The sequence below is a fragment of the Pantoea sp. USHLN256 genome, assembly GCF_037149875.1.
Classification (GTDB): Bacteria; Pseudomonadota; Gammaproteobacteria; order Enterobacterales; family Enterobacteriaceae; genus Pantoea; species Pantoea nemavictus.
Genome location: NZ_JBBCQO010000002.1, coordinates 54,545 through 80,437 on the forward strand (window position 1 = coordinate 54,545; position 25,893 = coordinate 80,437).

The window sequence follows — 25,893 nt, forward strand, 5'->3', positions numbered from 1 at the left end:
TGCGACGAGGCAAATTAACGATTGTAGTTACAACATACTTTAATGTGATTTTTTGATCCGGGCTTTAGCGACATTGCTGTGGTCTTTCAATCAGCGAAATTGACGTTGGATTCTGTTGCGGCCGCTCTATAAAGAATTAAATGGGCATATAAGGTGGTATATGCCCATGAGCATCTTATTTAATCCCCACGCAACACCGCCAACAATGTCTCGGTATTCATTTTCCCCACGCTATCACTGCCTTCCAGTAAGTCGGCTGCCAGCTGACGTTTACGGTTATGCAGGCCAACAATCTGTTCCTCAATCGTGCCTTCCATTACCAGCCGATAGACAGTCACAGGTCGATCCTGACCGATACGATGGGCGCGATCGCTGGCCTGATCTTCTACCGCAGGATTCCACCACGGATCGAGATGAATAACGTAATCTGCCGCGGTTAAATTAAGTCCGGTACCACCGGCTTTCAAACTGATGAGGAACAGATCGCCCGTACCCGCCTGAAAATCATTTACACGCTTTTTCCGCTCAGCCGGAGGCGTTGAACCATCCAGATATTGATAAGCGATATTCTGTTCATCGAGTGCTGCGCGCAGCAGGGCAAGATGGTCAACAAACTGACTAAACACCAAAGCTTTGTGGTGGTTTTCGCGTAATTCATTAACGATTTCAAGGCAGGCCTTGAGCTTGCTACTCTCCAGCGAAACGTCGTGCAGAACCAGTGAAGGGTTGCAGCAGAATCTACGCAGGCGCGTAATCTCCGCCAGCACCTGAATGGTACTGAGGTCTTTGCTTTCTTGCAGGTTCTCGATGGCCTGCTGGCGCAGCGCCTCGTACCAATGTTTTTCACTCTCGCTCAGGGGAATTTGATGAAGAACATCTGTGCGCGGCGGAAGCTCGTCAAGCACCTGAGCTTTGGTTCTGCGCAGGACAAACGGCTTTATCAGTTGCTTCAACGTCGAAGCGGCGAGCTTGCTGCCATGCTCGATCGGCACTGTGAATTTTTGGCTAAAGGATTTTTGATCGCCCAGCAAACGTGGATTAATGAAACGGAACAAACTCCACAGCTCACCAAGATGGTTTTCAATTGGCGTGCCGCTGAGCGCTAAGCGAAAATCGGCCTTCAATGCCATCACTGCTTTTGCGCGCTGGGTCTGCGCATTTTTGATCGCCTGAGCTTCGTCCAAAACCACACTGTGCCATTGCGTAGCGGCAAAGCGTTCAGCTTCCTGCAGCAGCATGCCGTAACTGACAACCACGACATCAAATTCGCCGATATCAGAGATATCACGGTGATAGCGAAAATCGCGCATCTGCAACGTTGGCGCAAATTTGGCGCTTTCGCTCAGCCAGTTGTAGGTCACGGATGTGGGGGCGATAACCAGTTGTGGGCCATGCGGAGCACGTTCCAGCAGCAGCGCTAACGTCTGCAAGGTTTTCCCCAGTCCCATATCATCCGCCAGGCAGGCGCCCACACCCCAATGCGCCAGACGTGAAAGCCAATAGAATCCTTCCAGCTGATAATCGCGTAATTCGGCTTTGAGCGTGCTCGGTAGGACAGGCAGATGTTCCTCTCTGGCCTTCAATTCATGCAACTGCTGCAGCCAATCGCTATCGCCACGCAAATCGCCGACTTCTTCAGCGAGCGTTTTGATAAACGGTAGGGTTAATGTATTAACCGTCAGCGCTTTATTGTCTTTTACCGCCATCAGCATTAACTGTTGCAAACGTTGGCGCAGCTGATGATCCAGTGCCAGCCACTCTTGATCGCCAAGGCGAATAAAACGTCCCTCGCTCTCCTCAACCAGTTTCAACAGTTCACGCAGTTTTAGCACTTTACCGTCATCCAGCTTCAACTCGCCGGATAACGCGAACCATTCTCCCTGACGCTTCACGTTAAGCGTTAACGCACGCATATCACGGCGGCCGGTAAAGCGCATCCGCTCACCTTCGGGCCAGACGCATTCGAGTAAATTGCCATCGACACTTCGCAATTGGCTCAGCATTTCCAGTGCATCCTGCGTCTGGTTAAATTGCCATTCCTGATTGTCCTGCTCCGTTTCCGTCAATAGGGGGCAGGCTTGCAAAATTTGCTGCATGCTGGCCTCTTCGCGTTTCAAATCGCGTCGGGTCTGCACCGCTTGCTTGTCTTGCTTACCATGCACAATCTCATTGCCACGACCTACCGGCAGCCAGCTGCCGTTGACGAGAGGGCGAACCAGCAGTTGCAAGCGTAAACCCTCGCCCAGCGGCAATAGCTGCGCATAAATTTTTTCATCTGCATCGACGTGTGGAATGTGGGCAGTGAACTCAGGCAGATCGGCCTGAATAGGCAGCAACGGCGCAACGGCGGTAATCGAACGCAAAACTTTATCGCGCGCGGTTGCGGGAATTCGCAGCTCTTCGCCGAGTACCGCAGCAATTTTTCTGTGTGCTTCGTTCACCACATAGGCGACTAATCGGGTCGGCGTTTCATTAACGATCACCACCTGATCGCGGCTGTCGAAAGTCGGGTTGAGCCTAAGGCAAAGTTGGCCGTGCTTTTCGCTGATCGAGAGCTGGATTTGTCCTGACTCAACATCGATGCGGACATCCGGCGCATCTTGCCAGAAAACAGCGGGATGTCCGGCCAGCAGCGGCAGCGCTTTGTTGGCGTCAACTTCATATCTATCCGAACCGTAATAGTTGTAGTGCGAAATGATATGTTTGGCGACCTGGCGATCCTGCGCCACCAGCCACGTCAGCTTATCGGATTCGTGGCGCAGGCGTTTTAACGCGATGGAGCGTCCCTTGCTCCAGCCTTGCTGATTCCGTTTCTGTTCCACGGGAATCATCTCAATCCCATAGCCGTTATGCGACAAGAGCCAGGCGAGGCGTGACGTGCTTTCGCTACTCTTTGGCGAAAGTTGCGCCAGTGCTTCCAGCGCGTATTCCCATGTCTCTTTGCGTTGCCAAAGCTGGCTAATCGCCTGACGCTGGCGGGGTTTTTCAGGCGCAGGTTCAGCGAACTGATGATGTAAAAGGGTACGCATTTCAAATGCGGGAAGCGTATAACCCCGTTCTTCCAGTTGTTTCGCAAATTCCAGCAGGCGCGAACGCTGTTGCTCGGGGTGCTGCATATCGCCAAGCCAGTACAGAATCAGGGCCTGAAACATACCGGCTATGCCGATGAGCGGCTTATCGATGTACTCAAAACTGCGCTGTTTAGGCGTGATACCAAATCGCTTAGTGATTAATCCTTCAAATAACCACCAGGCAATATTGTCATTTTTGCTCTGTTCTGTGAGTTCAAGTAATTCGGTCGGCTGTTGCGGTTCAGTACGGGAAAACAGGGTGATGGCAGCTAATATCGCCAATTCCGGCGGCAGCTGCAGTTTGCGTTTGCCGGTAAGCTTACGCAGCTGTTTTACCAGTAGCTGCCAGGCTTGCATCGCTGACTGAGTTTCTCCCTGATACAAAGCCAACCAGCATTGAGCTGCATAAGGTAATTCGGTTTTCAGGAAGTCACGATCGTCGCGCCAGAGTGCTTCAAGCGCTAAGGCGTCAATCATCATCCCAGGAATGTTCGGTAACGCTGCGGCGAAGTTACGTGCGAACTGCCAGAGTTGCGGGCTGACCTTGAATTGCTCGCTGGCATCACTAAGCGCGGTGGAAAGCAGCAGGATTTGCACATCGTGATGCAGCAGGGTAAAAGCCTCTCTTCCCGCCTCATCCGCAATCAGTTTAATGGCAGGATGATCGTCCAGTTGGAAATTTCCGTAATAGCGCCAACGGATAGTGTGTTCTGTGAGCTGATCCATCATTCCCGCCAGCGCAGACATCCACATAAGTGTCTTATGAATATCGACGACTTTGGTGCGATAGGTACTGCAATGATCAAGAACGGCGTGTAGGACTTCGGGATGGCGTAACAGCTGCAAAACAACCTTATTTTCGTAGTTTTTAGTGAGCTGCCAGCGTTGTTCCACCAGGGCAATCAAACCCGCTTGTTGAAACTCCTCCAATAAGGCATCTAACTCGGGATGATTGATACGACAGGGTTTGCTGTCAAAAGCGTTTAACGCCGCCATGATCGCCGTTTTCGATAAGGGCGCCATCACCGCCAGCAGATTAAGCAGCATGCTCTGATGAAAAGAAAACGAGGCGAACGTATCGGCTAAATCATGATGATCGCTATTCACTGAAGTCATATCACTTTCCGTCAATCACTGTGCAAAGTTACTTTTGCAGACATGGTAACGGCTAAGACATAGCATAGCCAGACGGCGTAATAACTGATTGATTTTGGTAGGTATGAAGAGAAGAGCAGGGTAACAGAACGTTACCCTGCGAACGGCGTAGTTATCCGCGCATCGGTTCAGCGCGCACCGGTTTATCGCCGGCGACAAAGTAATCCGCTTCGCTGCGCGGCAGCGGTTGGCGACCACGAATGTTATCCGCGATTTTTTCACCAATCATAATGGTGGTTGCGTTGAGATTGCCGGTGATGATCAACGGCATAATCGAGGCATCCACCACGCGCAGGGCTTCCAGTCCGTGCACGCGACCTTCACCATCTACCACTGCCATTTCATCGGTACCCATTTTACAGGTGCCGCACGGGTGATAAGCGGTCTCGCCGTGGTTGCGCACAAATTCATCCAACTGCTCATCGGTCTGGCAATCCAGGCCTGGGCTGATCTCTTTGCCACGATACTTATCCAGCGCCGGCTGATTAATGATTTGGCGCGTGATACGAATCGCATCGCGGAATTCATGCCAATCCTGCTCGTGCGACATGTAGTTGAACAGAATCGCCGGATCGCGACGTGGGTCGCGTGATTTCAGGCGCACATGGCCGCGGCTTGGTGAGCGCATTGAGCCAACGTGGCATTGGAAACCGTGTGCTTCTACAGCATTCGAGCCGTTGTAGTTAATCGCGACTGGCAGGAAGTGATACTGAATATTCGGCCAGCTGAACTCTTCGCGGCTGCGGATAAAGCCGCCACCTTCGAAGTGGTTGCTGGCGCCGACACCGGTGCCGTTAAACAGCCACTCGGCACCGATTTTCGGCTGGTTCCACCATTTGAGTGCCGGATAGAGCGAAACCGGCTCTTTGCACTCATATTGCAGGTACATTTCGAGGTGATCCTGCAAGTTTTCGCCCACGCCCGGCAAATCGTGTACCAGCGGGATATCGAACTGCTTCATTAACTCAGCCGAACCGACACCGGAACGCTGCAGAATTTGTGGCGATGCAATCGCACCCGCGCACAGCAGCACTTCACGACGCGCCTGCACTTTATGTGAGGTATTGCTGGAACCCAGCAGATACTGCACGCCAATCGCACGTTTACCGTCAAACAGAATGCGGTCTGTGGTGGCATGGGTGATGATTTTCAGGTTCGGACGCGTTTTCGCGGTATCAAGGTAACCGCGCGCGGTGCTGGAACGGCGACCTTTCGGCGTCACAAAGCGGTCCATTGGACCAAAACCTTCCTGTTGATAGCCGTTAAGATCGTCCGTGCGCGGATAACCGGCCTGCACGCCCGCTTCAATCATCGCAGCAAACAGCGGATTGTTGCCGGGTTTGCAGGTGGTGATGCTTACTGGGCCTTCGCCGCCATGATAATCGTTGGCACCGATATCGCGCGTTTCAGATTTACGATAGTAGGGCAGGCAGTTGAGATAGCTCCAGCTCTCGAGGCCAGGTTCTTTCGCCCAGTTATCCAAATCCATCGCGTTACCGCGGATGTAGCACATGCCGTTGATAAGCGATGAGCCGCCCAAACCTTTGCCGCGTCCGCACTCCATGCGGCGGTTGTTCATATACGGCTCAGGTTCCGTTTCGTATGCCCAGTTATAGCGTTTGCCCTGTAATGGGAAAGCCAGCGCCGCAGGCATTTGCGTGCGGAAATCGAAGCGGTAATCTGGGCCGCCCGCTTCTAAAAGCAGCACATTGACGCTGCTATCTTCGGTCAGTCTTGTCGCCAAAACGTTCCCTGCGGATCCGGCTCCGATAATGATGTAATCAAATTCCATTAGTCGTTCCTCAGGTTAAAAAGCCAAAATTAAAATACGGATTGAAAACGGGTCATTTCGAGCTGCACTGATTTCACCTGGGTGTAATTTTGCAGCGTCATCAGGCCATTTTCGCGGCCAACGCCAGAGTGCTTATAGCCTCCGACTGGCATCTCAGCGGCGGATTCACCCCAGGTATTGATCCAGCAGATACCGGCTTCAATCTGGTGAATCACGCGGTGCGCGCGGTTAAGGTCCTGCGTCACGACACCGGCAGCCAGGCCGAATTCAGTGGCGTTCGCGCGGCGAACCACCTCTTCTTCGCTTTCGTAGCTCAGAATTGACATCACCGGCCCGAAGATCTCTTCGCGCACGATGGTCATCTCATCGCGGCAGTCGGTGAACACGGTCGGTTCTACCCACGCACCCTTGTCGAATGCTGCGCCGCTCAGGCGTTTACCGCCGCACAGCAGACGCGCACCTTCGCTGATACCCGATTCGATAAAGCGCATCACGTTGTCGCGATGCGCGAAACTGACCAGCGGACCGAAGTTGGTGTCAGGATGATTCAGGTCACCCGCTTTGATGCGCGCCACGCGCTCGGCGATTTTTGCTTCAAATGCCGACTGCAGTTTGGCTGGGATGAAGACGCGGGTACCGTTAGTGCAAACCTGGCCGGAGCTGTAGAAGTTGGCCATCATGGCAATATCTGCGGCGAGGTCGAGATCGGCATCATCAAAGATGATCAGCGGTGATTTACCGCCCAGTTCCATGGTGACATCTTTCAGCGTTGAGCCCGCGGCATTCGCCATCACTTTCTTACCGCTGGCCACGCCACCGGTGAAGGAGACTTTATCGATGCCCGGATGGTCGGTCAGCAGCTGGCCGGTCACCGCGCCGCGGCCGTTCACCACGTTAAACACGCCGTTCGGCACGCCCGCTTCGGTATAGATTTCTGCCAGTTTCAGCGCGGTCAGCGGCGTAACTTCGCTTGGTTTGAAGATCATCGCGTTACCGGCAGCTAGCGCGGGTGCCGATTTCCACAAGGCGATCTGAATCGGGTAGTTCCACGCGCCGATACCGGCCACCACGCCCAGCGGCTCACGACGGGTATAGACGAAAGAGGTGTCGCGCAGCGGGATTTGCTGGCCTTCCAGCGAAGGAGTCAAGCCGGCGTAATACTCCAGCACATCGGCACCGGTGACGATATCGACATATTGGGTTTCGCTCAGCGGTTTACCGGTGTCGAGGGTTTCCAGCGCAGCCAGTTCATCATTGCGCTCACGCAGAATATCCACCGCACGACGCAGAATGCGTGAACGTTCCATTGCGGTCATCGCCGCCCAGATTTTCTGGCCTTTTTTCGCCGCGGCGACAGCGCGATCAACATCCGCGCGCTCGGCTTCGTGAACCTCGGCCAGCACTTCGCCGTTTGCCGGGTTGATGGTCTGGAATGTGTTGCCAGCTGCAGCCGGAACGCGTGCGCCATCGATATAAAGGTGTTGCTCGGTGAATCGGGACATGATTTCTCCTTCCTCAGTGATTCTGGTCAGCCAACTGCTGACGAATGAATTGGGTGGTAAGCCTTCTGGCGATGGCCAAATCGAACGGTTTGCCACTTAACGCGGCGCGCAGCCACAGGCCATCAATCAGCGAGGCGAGGCCATGTGCCGCCAGACGCGCCTGCTCACGGGGAATTGCGCGACGAAACTCGGCTGCCAGCGTGGAAAACAGTCGACGACTGCTGACGCGTTCCAGGCGTCCGAGCTGTGGTTGATGCATGCTGCTGGCCCAAAAATCTAACCAGGCTTTCATCGCGGCGCTGTGCACCTGCGAATCATCAAAGTTGCCTTCCACAATCGCCACCAGACGCGCTTCGGTGCTGGCATCGGCCAGCGGCTTCAACCTTGCTGCGACCGCATCGCGCAGCTGACGCGTTACGTCGCGCATCGTCGCTTCCAGCAGACCGTTCTTGTCTTTGAAGTAGTGGCTGATGATGCCCGTCGATACGCCAGCACGGCGCGCAATCTGCGCAATGGTGGCGTCGTTGATCCCGACTTCGTTAATGGTGCTCAGGGTCGCATCAATCAGTTGCCGACGACGAATCGGCTGCATTCCCACCTTTGGCATAAAACTCCAGCTCCACCGCAATGTAAGGACACTATTAAAACTTTTTTTGATTGCACGTTCAATATAAAAAAGAAATTTGTTAGGATGCTGTGCTTCGTTTGTTACAAAAACGGAGCGGTGAGTTGAAAGGAACTCAGCAGGTGTGCATTAACGCGCACCCTACGAAAACCGCACTTTCCCGCGTAGGAGCGCCATCAATGGCGACTAAAACGGGCTTTATTGGCATGAATTACAGGAAATTAACCAGAGGTAATCGATGATTAATCCACCTGCCAGTGAAAAAGACAGAATCAATCCTGTGGTGTTCTTCACCTCAGCCGGACTGATTCTGACATTTTCACTTGTCACGATTTTTTACAGCGAATTAGCTGCCAGCTGGATCCAGACCACCGTGAATTGGGTCACCTCCACGTTTGGCTGGTACTACATGCTCGCTGCCACGGTGTATATCGTGTTCGTGGTCTATATGGCGTGCTCACGCTATGGGGCGATCAAGCTCGGACCGGAGCAATCCAAACCTGAATTCAGCCTGCTGAGCTGGTCAGCAATGCTGTTTGCCGCTGGCATCGGGATTGACCTGATGTTCTTCTCAGTTGCCGAACCGGTAACGCAGTACATGCAGCCGCCGGAAGGGGCCGGGCAGACCATGGAAGCCGCGCGCCAGGCGATGGTGTGGACGCTGTTCCACTATGGCGTTACCGGCTGGTCGATGTATGCGTTGATGGGTATTGCGCTCGGCTACTTTAGCTATCGTTACAACCTGCCGCTCACCATCCGCTCGGCGCTCTACCCCATTTTCGGCAAACGCATTAATGGCCCGATTGGCCATACCGTAGATATCGCCGCGGTTATCGGTACCATTTTTGGTATCGCGACCACGTTGGGGATTGGTGTGGTGCAGCTGAACTACGGCCTCAACGTGCTGTTTGATATCCCCGAAGGATTCACCGCCCAGGCGGCATTGATTGTGCTGTCGGTGATTATCGCCACCATTTCTGTAACCTCCGGCGTCGATAAAGGCATTCGTATTCTGTCGGAACTCAACGTCGCACTGGCGCTGGGCTTAATCCTGTTCGTGCTGTTTATGGGCAAAACGGATTTCCTGCTCAACGCGCTGGTGCTGAACGTCGGCGACTACGTCAATCGCTTTATGGGCATGACGCTCAACACCTTTGCTTTTGATCAACCGAAAGAGTGGATGAACAGCTGGACTCTGTTCTTCTGGGCCTGGTGGGTGGCATGGTCACCGTTTGTCGGTCTGTTCCTCGCCCGTATTTCGCGCGGCCGTACCATTCGTGAGTTCGTATTGGGCACGCTGATTATTCCGTTCACCTTTACGCTGCTGTGGCTGTCGGTGTTTGGTAACGCGGCGCTGTATGAAATTATTCACGGCGATGCGGGCTTTGCGCAGGAAGTGATGGCGCATGCTGAGCGTGGTTTTTACAGCCTGCTGGCGCAGTATCCGGCGTTTAAACTCAGTGCTTCGGTTGCCACCATCACCGGTATGTTGTTCTACGTGACCTCGGCGGATTCGGGCTCGCTGGTGCTGGGTAACTTCACTTCGAAGCTGAAAGACATCAATAGCGATGCGCCAAACTGGCTGCGTATCTTCTGGTCGATAGCGATTGGTGTGCTGACCATGGGCATGCTGATGACCAACGGCATTTCGGCCTTGCAGAACGCCACGGTGATCATGGGCTTACCGTTCAGCTTCGTGATCTTCTTTGTGATGGCCGGCTTGTATAAATCGCTCAAGGTCGAAGATCATCGTCGCGCCAGCGCCAGCCGCGATACTGCGCCTTACATTCCGGCGAGTAACGATCGTCTGAGCTGGAAGAAGCGCCTGTCGCGCCTGATGAACTATCCGGGTACGCGCTATACGCAGAAAATGATGGAAGAGGTGCTGTTCCCGGCGATGCAGGATGTGGCGAAAGAGCTGGAACTACGCGGCGGACGTGTTTCGCTGGAGCGCGTTGAACCCGATGAAGCGCAGCCGCTGGGCCACCTTGATCTGCGCGTGCTGCTGGGTGAAGAGCAGGACTTCGTCTATCAGATCTGGCCTCAGCAGTATTCGGTCCCGGGCTTCACCTACCGCGCTCGCAGCGGTAAATCGACCTACTACCGTCTCGAAACCTTCCTGCTGGAAGGCAGCCAGGGCAATGATTTGATGGATTACAACAAAGAGCAGGTGATCATCGATATTCTCGATCAGTACGAACGTCACCTGAACTTTATCCATCTGCATCGCGAAGCGCCGGGCAGTAGCATGACTTTCCCGGACGTGTAACCTGTGGTGGTCGCCATAAATGGTGACCTACGCTTTGCGCCAGGTGCAGCTTCATCCTGCACCTGGCACATTCCCCAATCACAGCTAAGCTTTCAAGCTGATTAAATGGGGGATAAAATGAAATTAGGCTTTGCTTGTAAGTATCTGGATCAACAGGCTAAACAGCCGTATCCCTTTAAAAGTACCACCCGCACGCGCTTTCTCAGTCTGGATGATGATGCACGCATCACGCTGCTGAACCTGCTGGCGCAAAACAATCTACAAAACCTATACCTGACACTTGAGCAGCTGGCGAAAGAACCTGAGGCTCTCCGCATGATGCGTATTGGCAGCGATCTGTTGCCGCTCTATACCGTGCCTGAAGCAACCCAGCTGTATGGCGAACTGTTAGCCGAACTCACGCCGTTATTGCGCCGCTGCGGTGATCTGGCGCGCAGTCATCATATCCGTCTCTCGTTTCATCCCGGCCAATATACGGTGCTGGCGTCCGATAATGAGGGCGTGGTTGATCGGGCAATAGAGGATGTGGAGTATCACGCCACTTGCGCGGTGTTAATGGGCTTTGGTCGGCAGTTCCAGGATTTCAAAATCAACATCCATATGAACGGTAAAAAGGGCATTGATGGATTTCGCGCGGCGTTTCTCCGCCTGAGTCCGGAAGCGCGCAATATGCTGACGGTGGAGAATGATGAAATATCCTGCTCGCTGGATGATGTGTTACAGGCGCGCGATCTCTGCCCGGTGGTGCTGGATATTCACCATCATTGGGTGAAAGAGAACCACTATATTCAGGCGGATGATGAACGCATCGCACTGATCAACGAGTCATGGCGCGGTGTGCGACCGGTGCTGCATTATTCAATTGCTCAGGAAGGCATCATCCCCGATCACGGCTTTCCCGATCAGCAGGATTTAGCCATATCGAAGTCGAAACTTCGCGCACACTCTGATTACTACTTTAATCAGACGTTAAATGATTGGGCGCTGTCGTTTAATGCGTTCGATATAATGTGCGAAGTAAAAATGAAGAATTTGGCGCGCGACCGTTTATATCACTATGCGCTCGAGCGCCAATTGATTACGGCGCGGTAATCACAATCGCTACACGGCGGTTTTGGGCGCGGCCTTGCGCACTATTATTCGTGGTGACCGGCGCGCTCATGCCTAAGCCGCGCGTAACGATAGTGTCACGCGAAATCAATGCGCCTTGCGCCCACTGCGCTGCCACGGCGTTGGCTCTTTTCAACGATAGCTGTTGGTTGTAATCCGCTTTACCGTAATTATCCGTGTGGCCATCAATGCGCACATGGGTAATGCCGGTTGTCGCCAGATTTTTTGCCATCGTCTGAATGGTATTTTTACTGGCGGGCGTCAGTTCCGATTCGTTGACGCCAAACAGTATTTTGTCCGATAAGCCCAATCCCCAGCCCTCGTTATTTTCACTGAAACCGGCATCACGCATTGCCGCAATCTGCGCATCAGTAAAACGTCCTTTTGACTGGCAGCCGACCAGCGCCAACATCGCCATCAACAGCAAAATTCTTATCTTCATATCCGTACCTTACTCATTCCCTTGTTTTTGTACATGTTCATATCGGCGCGCTCCAGAATCGACTCGACCGTGTCGCCGTGCTGCGACCAGGCGTAGCCAATGGTCACCGACGTGGTGATTGGCGTGCCTTCCGCAATCACGATCTTATGCTTGATGCTTTCATGAATCTCTTGCATCAGCAGTTGCAGGTGTGCCTCGCTGGCCCGGCTGCTTACCAGCATGGCAAACTCGTCTCCACCTAAGCGGGCGACCAAATCCTGCTGATAAGCCAAAGAGGAGAGGCGAGATCCAATGGCTTTCAGCACTTCATCGCCGGCGGCGTGGCCCCAGTTATCGTTGATGCTTTTGAAGCGATCGCCATCAAGAAACAGCAAGGCAAAGCGCTCTTTGGCAAATTGTTGATCGAGTAATCGAGTGAGCTGAGCGACAAACGCCGTGCGGTTCGCCAGACCGGTTAACGGATCTTCCAGCGCTTTGGCGGCCAGCGAGCGATTATCCCGCATTAGCGAGGTCTGCAGCGTCTGCATTTCGCTCAGCAGCGAGTTGAGGTCATCGGAAAATAGCTGGAATTCGCGGGTCGGGCTCTCCGGAATACGTAAAGAAAAATCGCCAGATTGAATCACGTAATGAATCGAGCTGGTGATGTTACGCAGCGTGGCGAGAATGCCGCGATGGAGGAATTCACTCAGCAGGAAGGAGATAATTAAAACGCACAACATACCGCTGGTCAAAATCATCAGAGAGTAGCGAATAAATTCGGCAGCGCCGGTCACGGTGCCTTCCAGCGTCAGCATGCCGACGGTGGCTTCAGAGTGGTTGATATTAACGGTGAGCGGTTTGAGATAAATCCACTCGCGCAATAAACGCGAGAACCAGCCGGTTTGTTCTTGTTGATCATGCCAGTCGACCAGCACGGTGTTATCGTCCGTCACCAGTTTCGCCGAGTCGAACATCCCTTCATTGCCCAATCGCGCGATTTTATTATGCGCATCGTAGCTGTCTTCAAATACCGTGGCGGCAGTCAAAGTAGTGCTGAGCGTGGCGGCAATCAACTCGAGATTTCTTTTCTCGTAGCTTTTAATAAACAGCAGGGAAGTAGACGAGAGCAACAGCCAGCACAGCAGTAAAATAACCGCAGAGTTAATGGTGCTAATTTTGCGCAGCGTATTGCGGATCGATGATTTTTCATGACTTAATTTTTCGAATTTCATCTTATTTGCTTCCATTGCGCGACAGCAACAGCACATCCGGACTCACCTTGACGCCGCTGCGGGCAAGCGAATCAAGATTAACGGAGAACAGCGTGTGATCGGTATTGAAGATCAGGCAGAACGCGGCGCCAACAGTACAGTCTGCGTTGTTCTCCGCGAGCGTCAGTACGGCTTTACCCTGGAATTGTTTCGCCAGTTCTAACTGTTGCTGCGGCGACTGGTCGCCGAAATAGACCGCGTCGCAGTGTTGTAACGCCAGTTCGCTTTCATTGGTCAAATAGACCACGCTGAAGGGTGTTGCCGCAGGCGCAGCTTTGGGCAGCAAGGAGAGATGCTGGGCCGAAGAGAATACGCAGAGTTGCGGGGCACGGGTTAATTCCGGCCAATGGGTAAAGCTAATAATGCCGCTGACAATACGGTTGGCTTTATCGTCTTTTATTTCAGCAAAAGCCGCATGAGAAATAAACAACAGCACAAAAACGGCATTAATTAAAATCTTGCAGGCGTGAAGCAGGGAGAGGAGCAAGTCAGCTTGCCGATGATGAAGTTGTTTACATAACATACTGCGTTCCCGAAAGTTCTTCGCAAGGATCAGCGCCTGATTAAGCGCGTAAATATTAACATCGCTGCGCTTAAAAATGTACTGATGCTTCCGTTTGCCATTACTGGCGAACGTTCTTGCTGCGCTATCGCTTTTACCAGGGAGATTTATGCGCGAAATTATTTTATGGATAACCAGAACAACAGGGCGGGTTGCAGCAAAGTGTGATCCAGTACACATTTATTTGCCTGATAACTGATCCCTGTTTCCCACAGGTGAATCGGCGGGTAGTGGGCATTTTAGCCGGAAATACGGGGCTCATCAGGCTAACTCCATTAGCCACGCTTACGTTTCATCCGTGCTAACAATGCGGTTGATGAACATGTTTTTCGATTACGAAACAATTTGACGTATTTATCGGGGTGAGGGTTTTTTACATTCTGGCAGGATACGCAACATTCAGTACATCCTGGTCTTTGTGTCATGCAGTGGTTTTCAAAAAACGCCGTTTTTTTTGCTGTAAAAACCTGTCTGGCCGCCTTTCTGGCACTCTATCTCGCCCTTGAACTCAACCTGGATAAACCCGCCTGGGCCGTCACTACCGTGCTGCTGGCTTCTCAGCTCTATTCAGCCTCGACCATCTCTAAATCGGTGTTTCGCCTGCTGGGCACCTTATTGGGCGGCGTATTCATCTTCTTTATTTTTCCACCGACGGTACAGCATCCGTTGCTGTTCTGTTTCTGCGTCTCGTTATGGGTCAGCGTCTGCTTATATTTGTCGCTGCATGACCGTACGCCAAAAAGTTACGTGTTTATGCTCGCCGGTTACAGCGCGGCGATCATGGGTTTCCCGGAAGTCGCTACGCCGCTGTCCATCACCAGTACGGTGATATCACGCATCGAAGAGATCACGCTCGGCATTGTCTGCAGCAGCCTGGTGCATGCGCTGTTGTTCCCGGTATCGATGCGCAGCCTGCTGGAGCAGAGCGTCAGTCACTGGTATCTCAATGCGCGCAAGCTCTGCAGCGACCTGCTGTCCGGCATTCCAGGCGATAACTCGCCCGAGCGCGATGACATCCTGATTCGTATGGCTACTCATCCACAGCAGGTGGAAGTGCTGATTACGCACTGCGTGTATGAGGGAGATGCCGCACGGCGGCTGATTCGTTTGGTGAGCGTGCAATACCAGCATCTCTCCTATTTAATTCCGACGCTGACGGCGATCGAGATGCGCCTGCAGCGCCTATCCACCCTGCAAATCACCTTTCCCGAAAACGTCGCGCACACTTTCCAACTGTTTCTGCACTGGCTTAACGACGGCGAAGCGGTAGGGGAAACCAGCGCGATCCAGCAGACGCTGAGCGACTGCCAGGCTGAACTCAACGCCGCATGGCAGCAGGGCGCGTTGCCCACGGAAAATTGGCTGCTGTTCACTGGATTAATGGAGCGGCTGGCGGATTTCGTACGTATTGCCGGGGCGTATCAAAGTGTCGGGGGATTGGTGAGCGATCTTTCTGGCGACACCACGCTGGCGCGCGGCAAACGCACCCACCGCTTTTTCGACAAAGGGCTGATTAGACTTTCGGCGTTAACCGCGTTTTGCGCCACCTTTGGATCCTGTCTGTTGTGGATGGCGTCGGGTTGGCGTGATGGCGCATCAGCGCCGGTGATGGCGGCGATTCTCTGCTCGCTGCTGGCGAGCCAGGATACGCCACTGACATCGATGAAGCTGTTTGTACGTGGCGTTATCGTCGCAATTATTATCAGCGTGATTTATGTGGCGCTGTTGCTGCCACAGGCCACCTCGTTTGAAGCGTTGATGATCTGCCTCGCGCCGGGCCTGATGATGCTTGCATTGATGATCGCCCGTCCCTCCACCAATATGATTGGCCTAAGCGTAGCGATTCAAATTCCCGGCTTTATTGGGCTGGGTCACCATTTGAAACCCGATCTGATTTTACTGATCAACAATGCCATCGCCACGATGGCGGGCGTGCTGATCGCCGTGATCGTCACCGCCATTATGCGCAATAAACGGCCGTCCTGGACCGCGCGCCGTGCGGTGCGACAAGGTCTGCGCGAGCTGCTGCGCTTTATTAAAGAGACCGAGCGTAATGGTTCGTCCCTGTTGGGACGACAACGTTTTATTAGCCTGATGCTGGATAAGGTTAACGTGGTGTTGCCGCGTTTACGGCTTGATCCGCATCCGGATATGCGCTCAGCCGGGATGTTGCTCAAAGAAGTGTGGCTAGGCGTCAACAGCTTTGATTATTACGCACGGCATAAAGCGCTGCTGCAGCACTATCAGCTGGATAGCGGACAGATGTTTCATGAGCTGGCGCTGTTTCTGAAGCGACGTCTGAAATCGCTACAAACGCCGCCGCATGCGGATTTACAGGATGAACTGGATTTGCTGCTGCTAATGCTGGAGCAGCTAGCGAAGCGCGATGAACGGATACTAACGCCGCTGTTTCATCTGTTCAGTATTCGGCTGTATCTGTTCCCGCAGCAAGCCTGGCCAATTGCCACGCCGCGCCAGGCGGAAATCCTGCAGCGACAACGTTTTGTCGGTGGGTGGTCATAATCGGGATCGGTAGGGTGCTATTTATGGCCACCAGGTGTGCATTAATGCGCACCCTACAAAATCCTCGTTTATACCCGTAATTAAATCGATTCCAGATTACGTCCGTTGCTGGCGATCACCTGCTTGTACCACCAGAACGATTTTTTGCGAATGCGTTGCAGGCTGCCGTTGCCTTTGTCGTCGCGATCGACATAGACAAAGCCGTAGCGCTTACTCATCTCTCCGGTCGATGCCGCCACTAAATCGATACAGCCCCAGGTGGTATAACCAATCAATGGAATGCCGTCGGCAATCGCTTCACCCATCGCCTGAATATGCTGTCGCAAATAGCTGATGCGGTAATCATCATTAATTTCGCCGTCGGCGTTGATTTCATCGTGGGCGCCTAAACCGTTTTCCACCAGGAATAGTGGCTTTTGGTAGCGGTCATACATCATGTTCATGGTGATGCGCAGGCCGAGCGGATCGATACCCCAGCCCCAATCGCTGCGCTTAACGTGCGGATTGGCCAACGATTTCACCACGTTGGCGGCGCTGCTATTTTGCTCATTCATCTCTGCCGATGCGCAGCGTGAGGCGTAGTAGCTGAAGGAGACGAAATCGACCGTATGCCGCAGCGTGGCGGTATCTTCCGGCTCCATGGCGATCTCAACGCCTTTTTCGCGAAATACCCGAGCCGCATAAGAGGGGTAAGCGCCGCGCGCCTGCACATCGATAAAGAACAGATTTTCGCGATCTTTCTCCAGTGCCGCCCAGACGTCTTCCGGCTTGCATGACCACGGATAAAAATTACCGCCCGCCAGCATGCAGCCAATTTGATTGTCGGGGTTAATCTCATGGGCGATCTTCGTTACCAGCGCGCTGGCGACCAGCTCGTGATGCGCTGCCTGATATTTCACCTGCTCCGGATTTTCGCCCGGTTCGAACACCAAACCGGCGCCAGAGAATGGGCTGTGCAGCAGGATATTGATCTCGTTAAAGGTCAGCCAGTATTTCACCAGGCCATTGAACTCTTCGAAGCAGGTACGCGCGTAGCGGCTAAAGAACTCAATCATTTTACGATTGCGCCACGAGCCGTATTCCGTCACCAGATGCATCGGCACGTCAAAGTGACTTAGCGTGACCAGCGGCGTGATGCCGTACTTCTGACACTCTGCAAACAGGCTACGGTAAAAGGCGATGCCTTGCGGGTTCGGGGCTACTTCATCGCCCTGCGGATAAATGCGGCTCCAGGCAATGGAAGTGCGAAATACGGTGAAGCCCATTTCTGCCATCAGCGCGATATCATCTTTATAACGACGGTAAAAATCGATGGCGTCATGACTGGGATAATATTCATCGCTGCGTAACGCAAAACGCTTCTCCAGTCCCAGTTTTACCGGCATGCGGTGCTCACCGTGCGGAATCATATCCACCGTGGTTAAGCCTTTACCGTCTGCCAGATAGCTCCCCTCTGACTGATTGGCGGCTAACGCGCCGCCCCACAAAAATCCTGCTGGAAATGTCACTTCAGACATAAAATTACACCTTGGATAATTTAACGTTGGCTGGCTTGGTCTCATCGACGGCCGCTTTTGGCTGTGCGGCATCCGTGACCGGAATATCTTCGAAGCCAAGAATCAACGTGAGAATGAAAGAGAGCACCACCGACAGCACCATGACGCCGCCGACCCAGACAATGCTCATCGGATTGCCGGGATCAAAAAATTGCACGCTGGTAAACAATCCGGGCGAAGCCATTGAGTGGCTGGCCAGTCCACCGATACCGGCCACCGCGCCGCAGATAAAGCCGCTGATCAGGCTGGCGATCAGCGGGCGTTTCAACCTTACCGCCACGCCATACAGCGCGGGCTCGGAAATACCGGCGACAATCGCCGAAGCCGCGGCGGCAAATGCCGTCTGGCGCAGCTCAGGGTTTTTGGTTTTAAACGCCACCGCGAGGGAAGAGCCGCCGAGCGACAGGTTGGCACCGATTTCCGAAGGCATCACCATGCCTTCTTTGCCGGTTTCGGCGATGGTCTGAATAATGGTGGGGGTAAACACGCGATGCATGCCGGTCATTACCAGCAGCGGCCACAGCGCACCCATGATCGCCACCGATAACCAGCCAAGATAACCGTGAATGGTATACACCAGCGCGGAAATACCGCTACCAATCCAGATGCCGAGCGGGCCAATCAGCACAATGGCGATTGGCGCGGCCACCAGCACGATCAGCATGGGCTTAAGGAAGTTTTTGGTCACCGCAGGTGTGATGCGATCAATCCAGTATTCGATGTGTGACAAAATCCAGGTCATGACCAACGCCGGGATAACCGTGTAGGTGTACTTCACCGCGGTTACCGGGATAGCGGCAAACTCCACCGCCTGGCCTTGCGCCGCTTTGGCCATCAAATCAACAAAGTTTGGATGCACCAGCACGCCGGCGATGGCAATGGCCAGCGACATATTGGTTTTGAATTTCAACGCTGCCGAAGCTGCCACCATAATGGGCAAGAAGAAGAAGGCACCGTCGCCAATCACGTTGAGGATAATGAGCGTCGATGAACCTTTCTCCAGCACGCCGCTCATTTCCAGCATCATCGCCAGCAGCTTCACCATCGATCCGCCGATAATGGCTGGAATCAGCGGCGACATGGTGCCAACCAACGCGTCAAGAATGCCAGCACCGATGCTGCGCAGGGTGATTTTGCGTTTCACCGGCGCGGCGCCATCGCTGTTTGGCGTGCCGAGCTTCAGCACTTCCTGATAGGCGAGGTTAACGTTGTTGCCAATAATCACCTGACACTGTGTGTCGGTGTGCACCACGCCCATGACGCCGGGAATCGCTTTCAGGTTGGCGTTATCGATCTGGCTGCTGTCTTTCACCACGAAACGCAGGCGCGTCATGCAGTGCGTCACCGCTTCGATATTGTTTAAGCCGCCGAGCGCAGCCACGATGGCGCGTGAGACTTCCGCATAATTTTTAGCCATGGATTTTGGGTCTCTGATTTTTTTAAGTAGAGGTACAGCGGTTTTCTGCGCGCTTGTTCGCCATGAGAAACCGGTTTCACAAAATCATGAAGATGCCAGATGCATCAGGCAAGAAATTTAAAAAACTGTTGGATGAAAGTGTGAAGTAGATCGTTACCAGCGGCAGGGCATGAATCCGTGAGGGTAGAAAAATTGCCGAATAATTCGCAGCTTAGGTAAACTGATGCCATCAGCATGGAAAAAGAGTGAAACATGGCGACCATACTTGAGGTGGCAAAAGTAGCAGGTGTATCGAAAGCGACGGTTTCCCGGGTGCTGTCCGGCAACGGTTATGTCAGCCAGGAAAAGCGCGAGAAGGTGTACCAGGCCATCGCCGAAACCGATTTTCGCCCTAATTTGCTGGCGCGAAACCTGGCGACCAAATCCAGCCAAACTATCGGATTGGTGATCACCAATACCCTGTATACCGGCAGCTATTTCACCGAACTGATGCAGCACTCCGCACGCCTGATGGAACAGCAGGGGCGGCAGTTGTTACTGGTTGATGGCAAACACAGCGCCGAGGAGGAGCGCGCCGCGATCCAGTTCCTGCTCGATCTGCGCTGCGATGGTGTGATTATCTATCCGCGTTTTCTCACTACCGATGAGATGGATAGCATCATTGCACAGCACAAACACCCGATCCTGGTGATCAATCGTCGCCTGCGTCAGCACCACAGCTATTGCATCTACTCCGATCAGCAGCGCAGCAGCACCGCAGCGGTTGAGCAGTTGATTGGCCTCGGACATCGCGAGATAGCTTTTATCACCGGCTCGCTCGATTCCCCGACGGGACGCGAACGACTGGCGGGTTACAAAGCCGCGCTGGAAAGACAGGGTATTGCGGTTGATGAGGCGTTAATCGTCGAAGGCAAATGGCAGGCGCAAAACGGCATGGCGGCGGTGGAACACCTGTTGGCACAGGGGCGTGCATTTAGTGCGCTGGTGGCGAGTAACGATGATATGGCGGTGGGGGCGATGAAAGCGTTGTCCGATCACCACATTGCCGTACCGGCACAAGTCGCGGTAATGGGCTTTGACGATATTCCGCTGGCTCCGTTTACCATTCCGGCGCTATCCAGCGTGAAGATGCCGGTGACCGAGATGATTCAGGAAACTATCGAACGCCTGATCTCAATGCTGGATGGTGGCGAAATGCGTAATGATAAAACCTTTACGGGTGAGTTGATGGTGCGTGAATCGGTAGGTCCCGGCCCTCATAACAAATTGTGATAGTTAAAGTAGAAATTCCGCAGGGATTAATTTTACAGGCGATATTTCTCTCCAGGCCATCTAATGCTTAACTCATAAATGGCCTATTTTATTTTCGCTATCTTAGAAAAAAATCATTTAAATGCAATGAGCCTTCTCAATTCGATGCCATAAAAAGAAGTTTATCAATGCCACTTTTTAGTGTGAATAACTAAGCCTATTTATTAGGTCTGCTGTTTATTCATGATGTCGTTAATCAGAATTAGTCTTATTGCTTGTAAAACTGCGTCAGGTTAATTTGAGTTATCTTTTTCCGGTCATCTTTCCTGAGGGAATTATGCACGCACGTATAACGCATCTTGATGGAATGCGCGGCTTAGCGATTCTGCTGGTTATTGGTTATCATGCTTATGCGCGATGGCCGGAATTATTACCCTATGTCACGGCAACTCAACATTTTCCAATATTTAACTACGGCTGGCTCGGCGTAGAGTTATTTTTCATGATCTCAGGTTTTGTCATTTTTATGACCCTGGATAAATCAGAGAGCTACCTCAGTTTTCTAAAGAAACGCTGGCTGCGCCTTTTCCCCGCCATGTTTATTGCCAGTATGCTGCTGTTCGCGGTGGGTGGCTTCTTCCCGGAATGGTCGGTGATGACACCGTATGTCAGGAATCTGTTGCCTGGGCTGATATTCACCAATCCAGAAACCCTGACGCAGTTAACCGGGATTGAGTTTAAATCAATGGCGGGATCGTTTTGGTCGCTGTATGTCGAAGCGGTTTTCTATCTGATTATCGGTGCAGTCTATTTTACGCTGGGCAGGAAATATTGTTTGCCGGCATTATTAGTACCGATGTTGCTGCTTTCCGCGTCCTCGGTTCTTAAATCCTTAGGCCACCCGCTGTTAATCGACATTATATCCAAGTTTGGCTTCATTCATTATGCGTGGTTTATGGTTGGCTGCCTGGTTTATGAGCGCATGCATGCACGCGATAAACTGTTTCATTACGCCATTGTAGGGTTGGCGCTGCTGATTAATTTCAGCTACTTCGTTAAGAATGCGGGAGTCATCACGCTTATTCCTTTGGTGCTGGTGATGCTGTTCTTTATTGTGAGTTTCTACTCTAAGCAGCTGGAGCGCATTCTCTCGCTACGTTTTCTCACGGCAGTCGGCTTCGCCAGTTACGCGTTTTATCTCATCCATGAAAATCTGATGATCGCTACGCTGATTAAGCTCAACGTGCATATTAAAAATGAGTTTGTCATGATGTTGATGCCAATTGTGGTGGCTACCGTGCTGTATTACATCGCTTTCTTAATCACTAAATACGCCGAACCAGCGTTGAGAAATATGTTGAAAGGGAAACGCATTCCCGCCACCCCTCCTGCTGGAACCGGAGCATAACGCTGCCAATTCACCACCTATCCGCCTTGCTGGGGATAGGTAACCGCCTTGTCGTTACTCGCTCTCTGCACACACACTCTCCATTCCGCAAAAAACTTTATTGACCGGCAGCCTGATTAGCTCACCAACTCCCATTTGTGAAGATATGAAATGTTATGTGAATAATTGTTGTATTTAGCAACTTTGTCCATTTAATGTGATTTGCAGCGCATTTATTAACGCGAAGAACTGGCAAAGTTAACACTAACAAACAAATATTAACTTATTTTAACATGATGGTTGTTCCTGAAACCCTGCATCTGAACGGCGCAGGGTGAGAAGAATCATCGAATAAAATGCCAACTATCAAGGATTGATAATGCTGAAACGTACCCTGGATTTACCTACTTCACACGCGAAGAGTCATCCATTTCCAATCTTTCACACACAAAATTAAAAATATTATTGATCACATCGATTTATAGCCAATCGGTGTGCGTCGCTTTGTCTGTCATTACGCCAACACCATTTTTTTATAGTTACCTGCAGAATAAAATTATTAGAGGTTTATCAGATGTCTACCACATTGCTCTTATCCATCGCGCTGGCAAGCGTCTTACTGCTGTTAATACTGGTGATAAAAGCCAAAGTTCATCCATTTATTGCTTTGCTGGTTTCCAGCCTATTCGTAGCAATAACCACGGGCATCCCGGCTGGCGATATTATGAAAGTGATCCTGGGCGGTATGGGCGGTTTATTAGGTAACATTGCGCTGATCATTGTATTGGGTGCCATTCTGGGGGCCATTATTGAAGCCTCAGGGGGCGCAGACGCTCTGGCAAACCGTTTTGCAAAGCTGTGCGGTCCGCAAAGAATGGTAGCAGCGTTAACTACCGTGGCCTTTATTCTTGGATTACCGGTATTTTTCGATGTCGGCTTTATCATTGTAGTCCCGCTGATTTATGGCTTTACCAAGGTGCTGCGTGTATCAACCCTGAAATTTGGTTTGCCGATGGCCGGTATGATGTTGATGGTGCATGTCACTGTACCCACGCATCCGGGTCCTGCAGCGGCCGCTACGCTGCTGAATGCGGATTTAGGTTGGTTAATGATGCTGGGCATTGCGGTTTCTGTTCCGGTCGGGGTGGTGGGCTATTTCGCTGCCAAAGCGATTAATCGCAAAAAATATAATTTATCGGTGCAGGTGCTCGAGCAATTGCAACTAACGGAATCCTGCGACCAGAAGCCAGCCGTTGAAGCTAAGCAAAACGTACCTGGCGCGCTGTTAATTTCCGGATTAATTGTCTTGCCCATAATCCTGATTACGCTGGGCACATTACTTCCTCCATATCTGGCTCCTGATAGCATGTTGCTCAATACCTTAACGCTGGTCGGCTCTCCGGGCATTGCACTGTTAGTGACCGTGGCGTTAGCGGGCTGGTTATTGGGTATTCGTCGTGGCTGGACCAAAGACAAACTGGAAAGTTTATCCAATAACGCTATTTCGACGGCGGCGGGTGTCATTCTGGTTTCTGGCGCGGGCGGCGCGTTTGGCAAGGTCCTGGTGGAATCTGGAGTAGGTAAAGCGCTTGCCGGATCGCTGCAAACGATTAATCTGCCGCTTATTCCTGCTGCGTTTATTCTCTCTTTAGCGTTGCGCGCATCACAGGGTTCAGCCACCGTGGCCATCGTCACCACCTGCGGATTATTGAGCACGGCTGCAGTAGGATTGGGCGACATGCAGTTGGTATTGCTCGCGCTTGCAGCCTGCTTTGGCGCATTGGGCTTATCGCACGTTAATGACTCGGGTTTTTGGGTTGTCACGCGCTATCTTGGCTTGTCGGTGGCGGATGGTCTGAAAACCTGGACGGTACTGACGACGATTATGGGGCTTAGCGGTTTCGCTCTGACCTGGGTGCTCTGGGCATTTATCTAAGTTAAACGCGCAATAACCCGTTCCACGCCTGGCGATTTGTGGATACAAAAAAGCCGGACATTGTCCGGCTTGATTTCGTTCTGGCGTGAATTACAGCGCCATATCCTGCTTGCCTGATTCCGTACGCGGTTTAGCCTGCGTCGGTGCAACAGTCTGGTCGCCCATGTCAATCACTGGCGGTTTGGTCAACTGCAGCGTGGCTGCGGTGTTATCCCAAACTTGCTGCGTCAACGCGGTGTTGCCGTTCAGCTTCTGGCCAAAGCTTGGCACGATAGCGCGAATCTTCTGCTGCCACTCCGGTGAAGCGAACTGTTCTGGGAACAGCTTTTTCATCACATCGAGCGTGATTGGCGCGGCAGTTGATGCACCCGGTGATGCACCGAGCAGAGCGGCCAGCGTTTTCTGCTGATCGGTCACGATTTCAGTGCCCAGCTTCAGCAAGCCACCTTTTTCTGCATCTTTCTTGATGATCTGTACACGTTGACCGGCCTGAATCAGTTTCCAGTCTTCTTTGCGTGCGTTCGGGTAGTACTCTTTCAGCGCCGCAAAGCGGTCATCATCATTCAGCATTACCTGACCAATCAGGTATTTCACCAGGTCAAAGTTGTCGATGCCAACATGCGTCATCGGCATGATGTTGCTGGTGGTGGTCGCGCTCAGCAGATCGAACAGCGAACCGTTCTTCAGATACTTAGTAGAGAAGGTCGCGAACGGGCCAAACAGCACCACTTTCTTACCGTCGAGGGTACGTGAATCGATGTGGGGAACAGACATCGGTGGCGCACCCACAGAAGCCTGACCGTACACTTTTTCCAGGTGACGGTTAGCGATTTCTGGGTTTTCGGTCATCAGGAATGAGCCGCCGACCGGGAAGCCGCCGTAGTTGTCTGCTTCCGGGATACCGGTTTTCTGCAGCAGCTTGATCGCGCCGCCGCCCGCACCGATAAACACGTATTTCGCATCAACCGAGCGCTTATCACCGCTCTTCACATCTTTAATGGTCACGTGCCATGAGTTGTCGCCGTTACGCTTAAAATCAGTCACTTCTGCAGAGGTTTCCAGCTTGAAGTTCTGATCTTTTTTCAGGCTACCGATCAGCTGACGGGTGATTTCACCGTAGTTAACATCGGTGCCGACTGGCGTCCAGGTGGCTGCAACTTTCTGATTCGGATCGCGACCTTCCATCACCAGCGGAGCCCACTGCTGGATCTGCTGATGATCGGTAGAAAACTTCATGCCCTGGAATAGGGTGGTTTTCTGCAGCGCATCATAACGCTTGGTCAGGTACTCGACGTTTTTGTCGCCCCAGACGAAGCTCATGTGCGGCGTCGAGTTGATGAACGAGCGTGGATCGTGCAATACGCCGCGCTGCACCTGTGAAGTCCAGAACTGGCGCGAAATCATGAAGGATTCGTTGATTTCCAGCGCTTTGCTAACGTCGATTGAACCGTCTGCACGCTCAGGCGTGTAGTTCAGCTCCATGTTAGCAGAGTGACCAGTACCGGCATTATTCCAGCCGTTGGACGATTCCAGCGCTACGCCGTCGAGCTTCTCAACCATCAGCTGTTTCCAGCCCGGTTGCAGCTCTTGCAGCCAGGTACCGAGCGAGGCGCTCATGATACCGCCGCCGATCAGCAGAACGTCAGTTTTTTCCGGTGCATCTTCAGCACGTACCGCTGAAGAGACAAGCAGCGCTGCCAGCGAAAGGGCAGACACGATCTTTTTGGTGTGAGTCATTCCAGTCCTACTTATTATGCAATGCAGGTGAACGTTAAAAATTCGGTTTGCACATTAAGAGATTGTTACGAAATGATTAACTTGTTTTTAGTTAATAAAGTATTGGTGTTAATTAATTAACTTACAAAAAAGAAAATAGCGTGAAATATAGGCAGAAAAGGAAATAAAACGGGGATAAACCGCTTAAGCAGCGCGGTTATTCTTTATATCGATAGACGCGACTTAGGTCAAATAAAACCCTCAGACAAATTCATTGATGAGCCGCTAACTAAGCCGCTATGAATGACGGCCCAACATGATTCAAGGCG

The 25,893-nt window shown here is 52.4% G+C and carries 16 protein-coding genes; 6 read left to right on the forward strand and 10 right to left on the reverse strand.

Annotation, left to right across the window (positions count from 1 at the left end):
• Positions 1-179 precede the first annotated feature (179 nt).
• From WFL93_RS05485 to betI, 4 genes are all read right to left on the reverse strand, one after another.
• Positions 180-4,187 carry a DEAD/DEAH box helicase gene (locus tag WFL93_RS05485; protein ID WP_336777442.1) on the reverse strand — a complete coding sequence of 1,336 codons (4,008 nt, stop codon included), beginning with the start codon at positions 4,185-4,187 and terminating at the stop codon, positions 180-182.
• 151 nt (positions 4,188-4,338) lie between these two features.
• Positions 4,339-6,018: a choline dehydrogenase gene (betA, locus tag WFL93_RS05490; protein ID WP_049851663.1), complete on the reverse strand. Its 1,680-nt coding sequence runs from the start codon at positions 6,016-6,018 to the stop codon at positions 4,339-4,341.
• Between the two features lie 29 nt (positions 6,019-6,047).
• Complete coding sequence (betB, locus tag WFL93_RS05495) at positions 6,048-7,520, reverse strand: betaine-aldehyde dehydrogenase (protein ID WP_336777443.1); 1,473 nt, start codon at positions 7,518-7,520, stop codon at positions 6,048-6,050.
• A 13-nt stretch (positions 7,521-7,533) separates the two neighbouring features.
• On the reverse strand, positions 7,534-8,127 hold the full coding sequence (betI, locus tag WFL93_RS05500; RefSeq protein ID WP_007890113.1) for a transcriptional regulator BetI: 594 nt from the start codon (positions 8,125-8,127) through the stop codon (positions 7,534-7,536).
• Positions 8,128-8,383: 256 nt separating this feature from the next.
• Here betI and WFL93_RS05505 point away from each other — a divergent pair, with 256 nt between their 5' ends.
• Both WFL93_RS05505 and uvsE read left to right on the forward strand, forming a co-directional pair.
• Entirely contained in the window at positions 8,384-10,414 is a 2,031-nt protein-coding gene (locus WFL93_RS05505) for a choline transporter (RefSeq protein WP_007890112.1), read from the forward strand.
• 117 nt (positions 10,415-10,531) lie between these two features.
• Complete coding sequence (gene uvsE, locus WFL93_RS05510) at positions 10,532-11,506, forward strand: UV DNA damage repair endonuclease UvsE (protein ID WP_336777444.1); 975 nt, start codon at positions 10,532-10,534, stop codon at positions 11,504-11,506.
• Here the strand turns inward: uvsE and WFL93_RS05515 are convergent.
• Genes WFL93_RS05515 through WFL93_RS05525 form a run of 3 tightly spaced genes read right to left on the reverse strand, consistent with a single transcriptional unit; the run spans position 11,493 to position 13,958 of the window.
• Complete coding sequence (locus WFL93_RS05515; RefSeq protein WP_336777445.1) at positions 11,493-11,966, reverse strand: OmpA family protein; 474 nt, start codon at positions 11,964-11,966, stop codon at positions 11,493-11,495. The genes uvsE and WFL93_RS05515 overlap by 14 nt on opposite strands.
• Positions 11,963-13,177 (reverse strand): diguanylate cyclase domain-containing protein, encoded by a 1,215-nt coding sequence (locus tag WFL93_RS05520; RefSeq protein ID WP_007890109.1) that lies wholly within the window; start codon positions 13,175-13,177, stop codon positions 11,963-11,965. Before WFL93_RS05520 ends, WFL93_RS05515 begins: the two co-directional genes overlap by 4 nt.
• A gap of 1 nt (position 13,178) precedes the next feature.
• Entirely contained in the window at positions 13,179-13,958 is a 780-nt protein-coding gene (locus WFL93_RS05525; RefSeq protein WP_336777446.1) for a YfiR family protein, read from the reverse strand.
• A 243-nt stretch (positions 13,959-14,201) separates the two neighbouring features.
• On the opposite strand from WFL93_RS05525, the gene WFL93_RS05530 reads away from it, so the two are divergent.
• Entirely contained in the window at positions 14,202-16,301 is a 2,100-nt protein-coding gene (locus tag WFL93_RS05530; protein WP_336777447.1) for an FUSC family protein, read from the forward strand.
• An 80-nt stretch (positions 16,302-16,381) separates the two neighbouring features.
• Here the strand turns inward: WFL93_RS05530 and WFL93_RS05535 are convergent, their stop codons facing one another.
• Positions 16,382-17,818: a 6-phospho-beta-glucosidase gene (locus WFL93_RS05535; protein WP_336777448.1), complete on the reverse strand. Its 1,437-nt coding sequence runs from the start codon at positions 17,816-17,818 to the stop codon at positions 16,382-16,384.
• A gap of 4 nt (positions 17,819-17,822) precedes the next feature.
• Positions 17,823-19,274 (reverse strand): PTS cellobiose/arbutin/salicin transporter subunit IIBC, encoded by a 1,452-nt coding sequence (gene ascF / locus WFL93_RS05540; protein ID WP_336777449.1) that lies wholly within the window; start codon positions 19,272-19,274, stop codon positions 17,823-17,825.
• A gap of 252 nt (positions 19,275-19,526) precedes the next feature.
• Here ascF and WFL93_RS05545 point away from each other — a divergent pair, with 252 nt between their 5' ends.
• The 3 genes from WFL93_RS05545 to WFL93_RS05555 all read left to right on the forward strand — a co-directional run bounded on the left by WFL93_RS05545 (position 19,527) and on the right by WFL93_RS05555 (position 23,848).
• Positions 19,527-20,546 (forward strand): LacI family DNA-binding transcriptional regulator, encoded by a 1,020-nt coding sequence (locus tag WFL93_RS05545; RefSeq protein ID WP_336777450.1) that lies wholly within the window; start codon positions 19,527-19,529, stop codon positions 20,544-20,546.
• A gap of 316 nt (positions 20,547-20,862) precedes the next feature.
• Positions 20,863-21,933: an acyltransferase family protein gene (locus WFL93_RS05550; RefSeq protein ID WP_336777451.1), complete on the forward strand. Its 1,071-nt coding sequence runs from the start codon at positions 20,863-20,865 to the stop codon at positions 21,931-21,933.
• Between the two features lie 553 nt (positions 21,934-22,486).
• Positions 22,487-23,848 carry a GntP family transporter gene (locus WFL93_RS05555; RefSeq protein ID WP_336777452.1) on the forward strand — a complete coding sequence of 454 codons (1,362 nt, stop codon included), beginning with the start codon at positions 22,487-22,489 and terminating at the stop codon, positions 23,846-23,848.
• A 90-nt stretch (positions 23,849-23,938) separates the two neighbouring features.
• On the opposite strand, the gene mqo is transcribed toward WFL93_RS05555, so the two are convergent.
• Positions 23,939-25,585, reverse strand: a complete 1,647-nt coding sequence (gene mqo / locus WFL93_RS05560) for a malate dehydrogenase (quinone) (protein WP_049851650.1) — start codon at positions 25,583-25,585, stop codon at positions 23,939-23,941.
• Positions 25,586-25,893: the final 308 nt, after the last annotated feature.

Excerpts from the sequence above, each read along its gene's own strand:
- WFL93_RS05485 (WP_336777442.1), bottom strand. The coding sequence starts at position 4,187 with ATGACTTCAGTGAATAGCGATCATCATGATTTAGCCGATACGTTCGCC.
- betA (WP_049851663.1), bottom strand. The coding sequence starts at position 6,018 with ATGGAATTTGATTACATCATTATCGGAGCCGGATCCGCAGGGAACGTT.
- betB (WP_336777443.1), bottom strand. The coding sequence starts at position 7,520 with ATGTCCCGATTCACCGAGCAACACCTTTATATCGATGGCGCACGCGTT.
- betI (WP_007890113.1), bottom strand. The coding sequence starts at position 8,127 with ATGCCAAAGGTGGGAATGCAGCCGATTCGTCGTCGGCAACTGATTGAT.
- WFL93_RS05505 (WP_007890112.1), top strand. The coding sequence starts at position 8,384 with ATGATTAATCCACCTGCCAGTGAAAAAGACAGAATCAATCCTGTGGTG.
- uvsE (WP_336777444.1), top strand. The coding sequence starts at position 10,532 with ATGAAATTAGGCTTTGCTTGTAAGTATCTGGATCAACAGGCTAAACAG.
- WFL93_RS05515 (WP_336777445.1), bottom strand. The coding sequence starts at position 11,966 with ATGAAGATAAGAATTTTGCTGTTGATGGCGATGTTGGCGCTGGTCGGC.
- WFL93_RS05520 (WP_007890109.1), bottom strand. The coding sequence starts at position 13,177 with ATGAAATTCGAAAAATTAAGTCATGAAAAATCATCGATCCGCAATACG.
- WFL93_RS05525 (WP_336777446.1), bottom strand. The coding sequence starts at position 13,958 with ATGTGTACTGGATCACACTTTGCTGCAACCCGCCCTGTTGTTCTGGTT.
- WFL93_RS05530 (WP_336777447.1), top strand. The coding sequence starts at position 14,202 with ATGCAGTGGTTTTCAAAAAACGCCGTTTTTTTTGCTGTAAAAACCTGT.
- WFL93_RS05535 (WP_336777448.1), bottom strand. The coding sequence starts at position 17,818 with ATGTCTGAAGTGACATTTCCAGCAGGATTTTTGTGGGGCGGCGCGTTA.
- ascF (WP_336777449.1), bottom strand. The coding sequence starts at position 19,274 with ATGGCTAAAAATTATGCGGAAGTCTCACGCGCCATCGTGGCTGCGCTC.
- WFL93_RS05545 (WP_336777450.1), top strand. The coding sequence starts at position 19,527 with ATGGCGACCATACTTGAGGTGGCAAAAGTAGCAGGTGTATCGAAAGCG.
- WFL93_RS05550 (WP_336777451.1), top strand. The coding sequence starts at position 20,863 with ATGCACGCACGTATAACGCATCTTGATGGAATGCGCGGCTTAGCGATT.
- WFL93_RS05555 (WP_336777452.1), top strand. The coding sequence starts at position 22,487 with ATGTCTACCACATTGCTCTTATCCATCGCGCTGGCAAGCGTCTTACTG.
- mqo (WP_049851650.1), bottom strand. The coding sequence starts at position 25,585 with ATGACTCACACCAAAAAGATCGTGTCTGCCCTTTCGCTGGCAGCGCTG.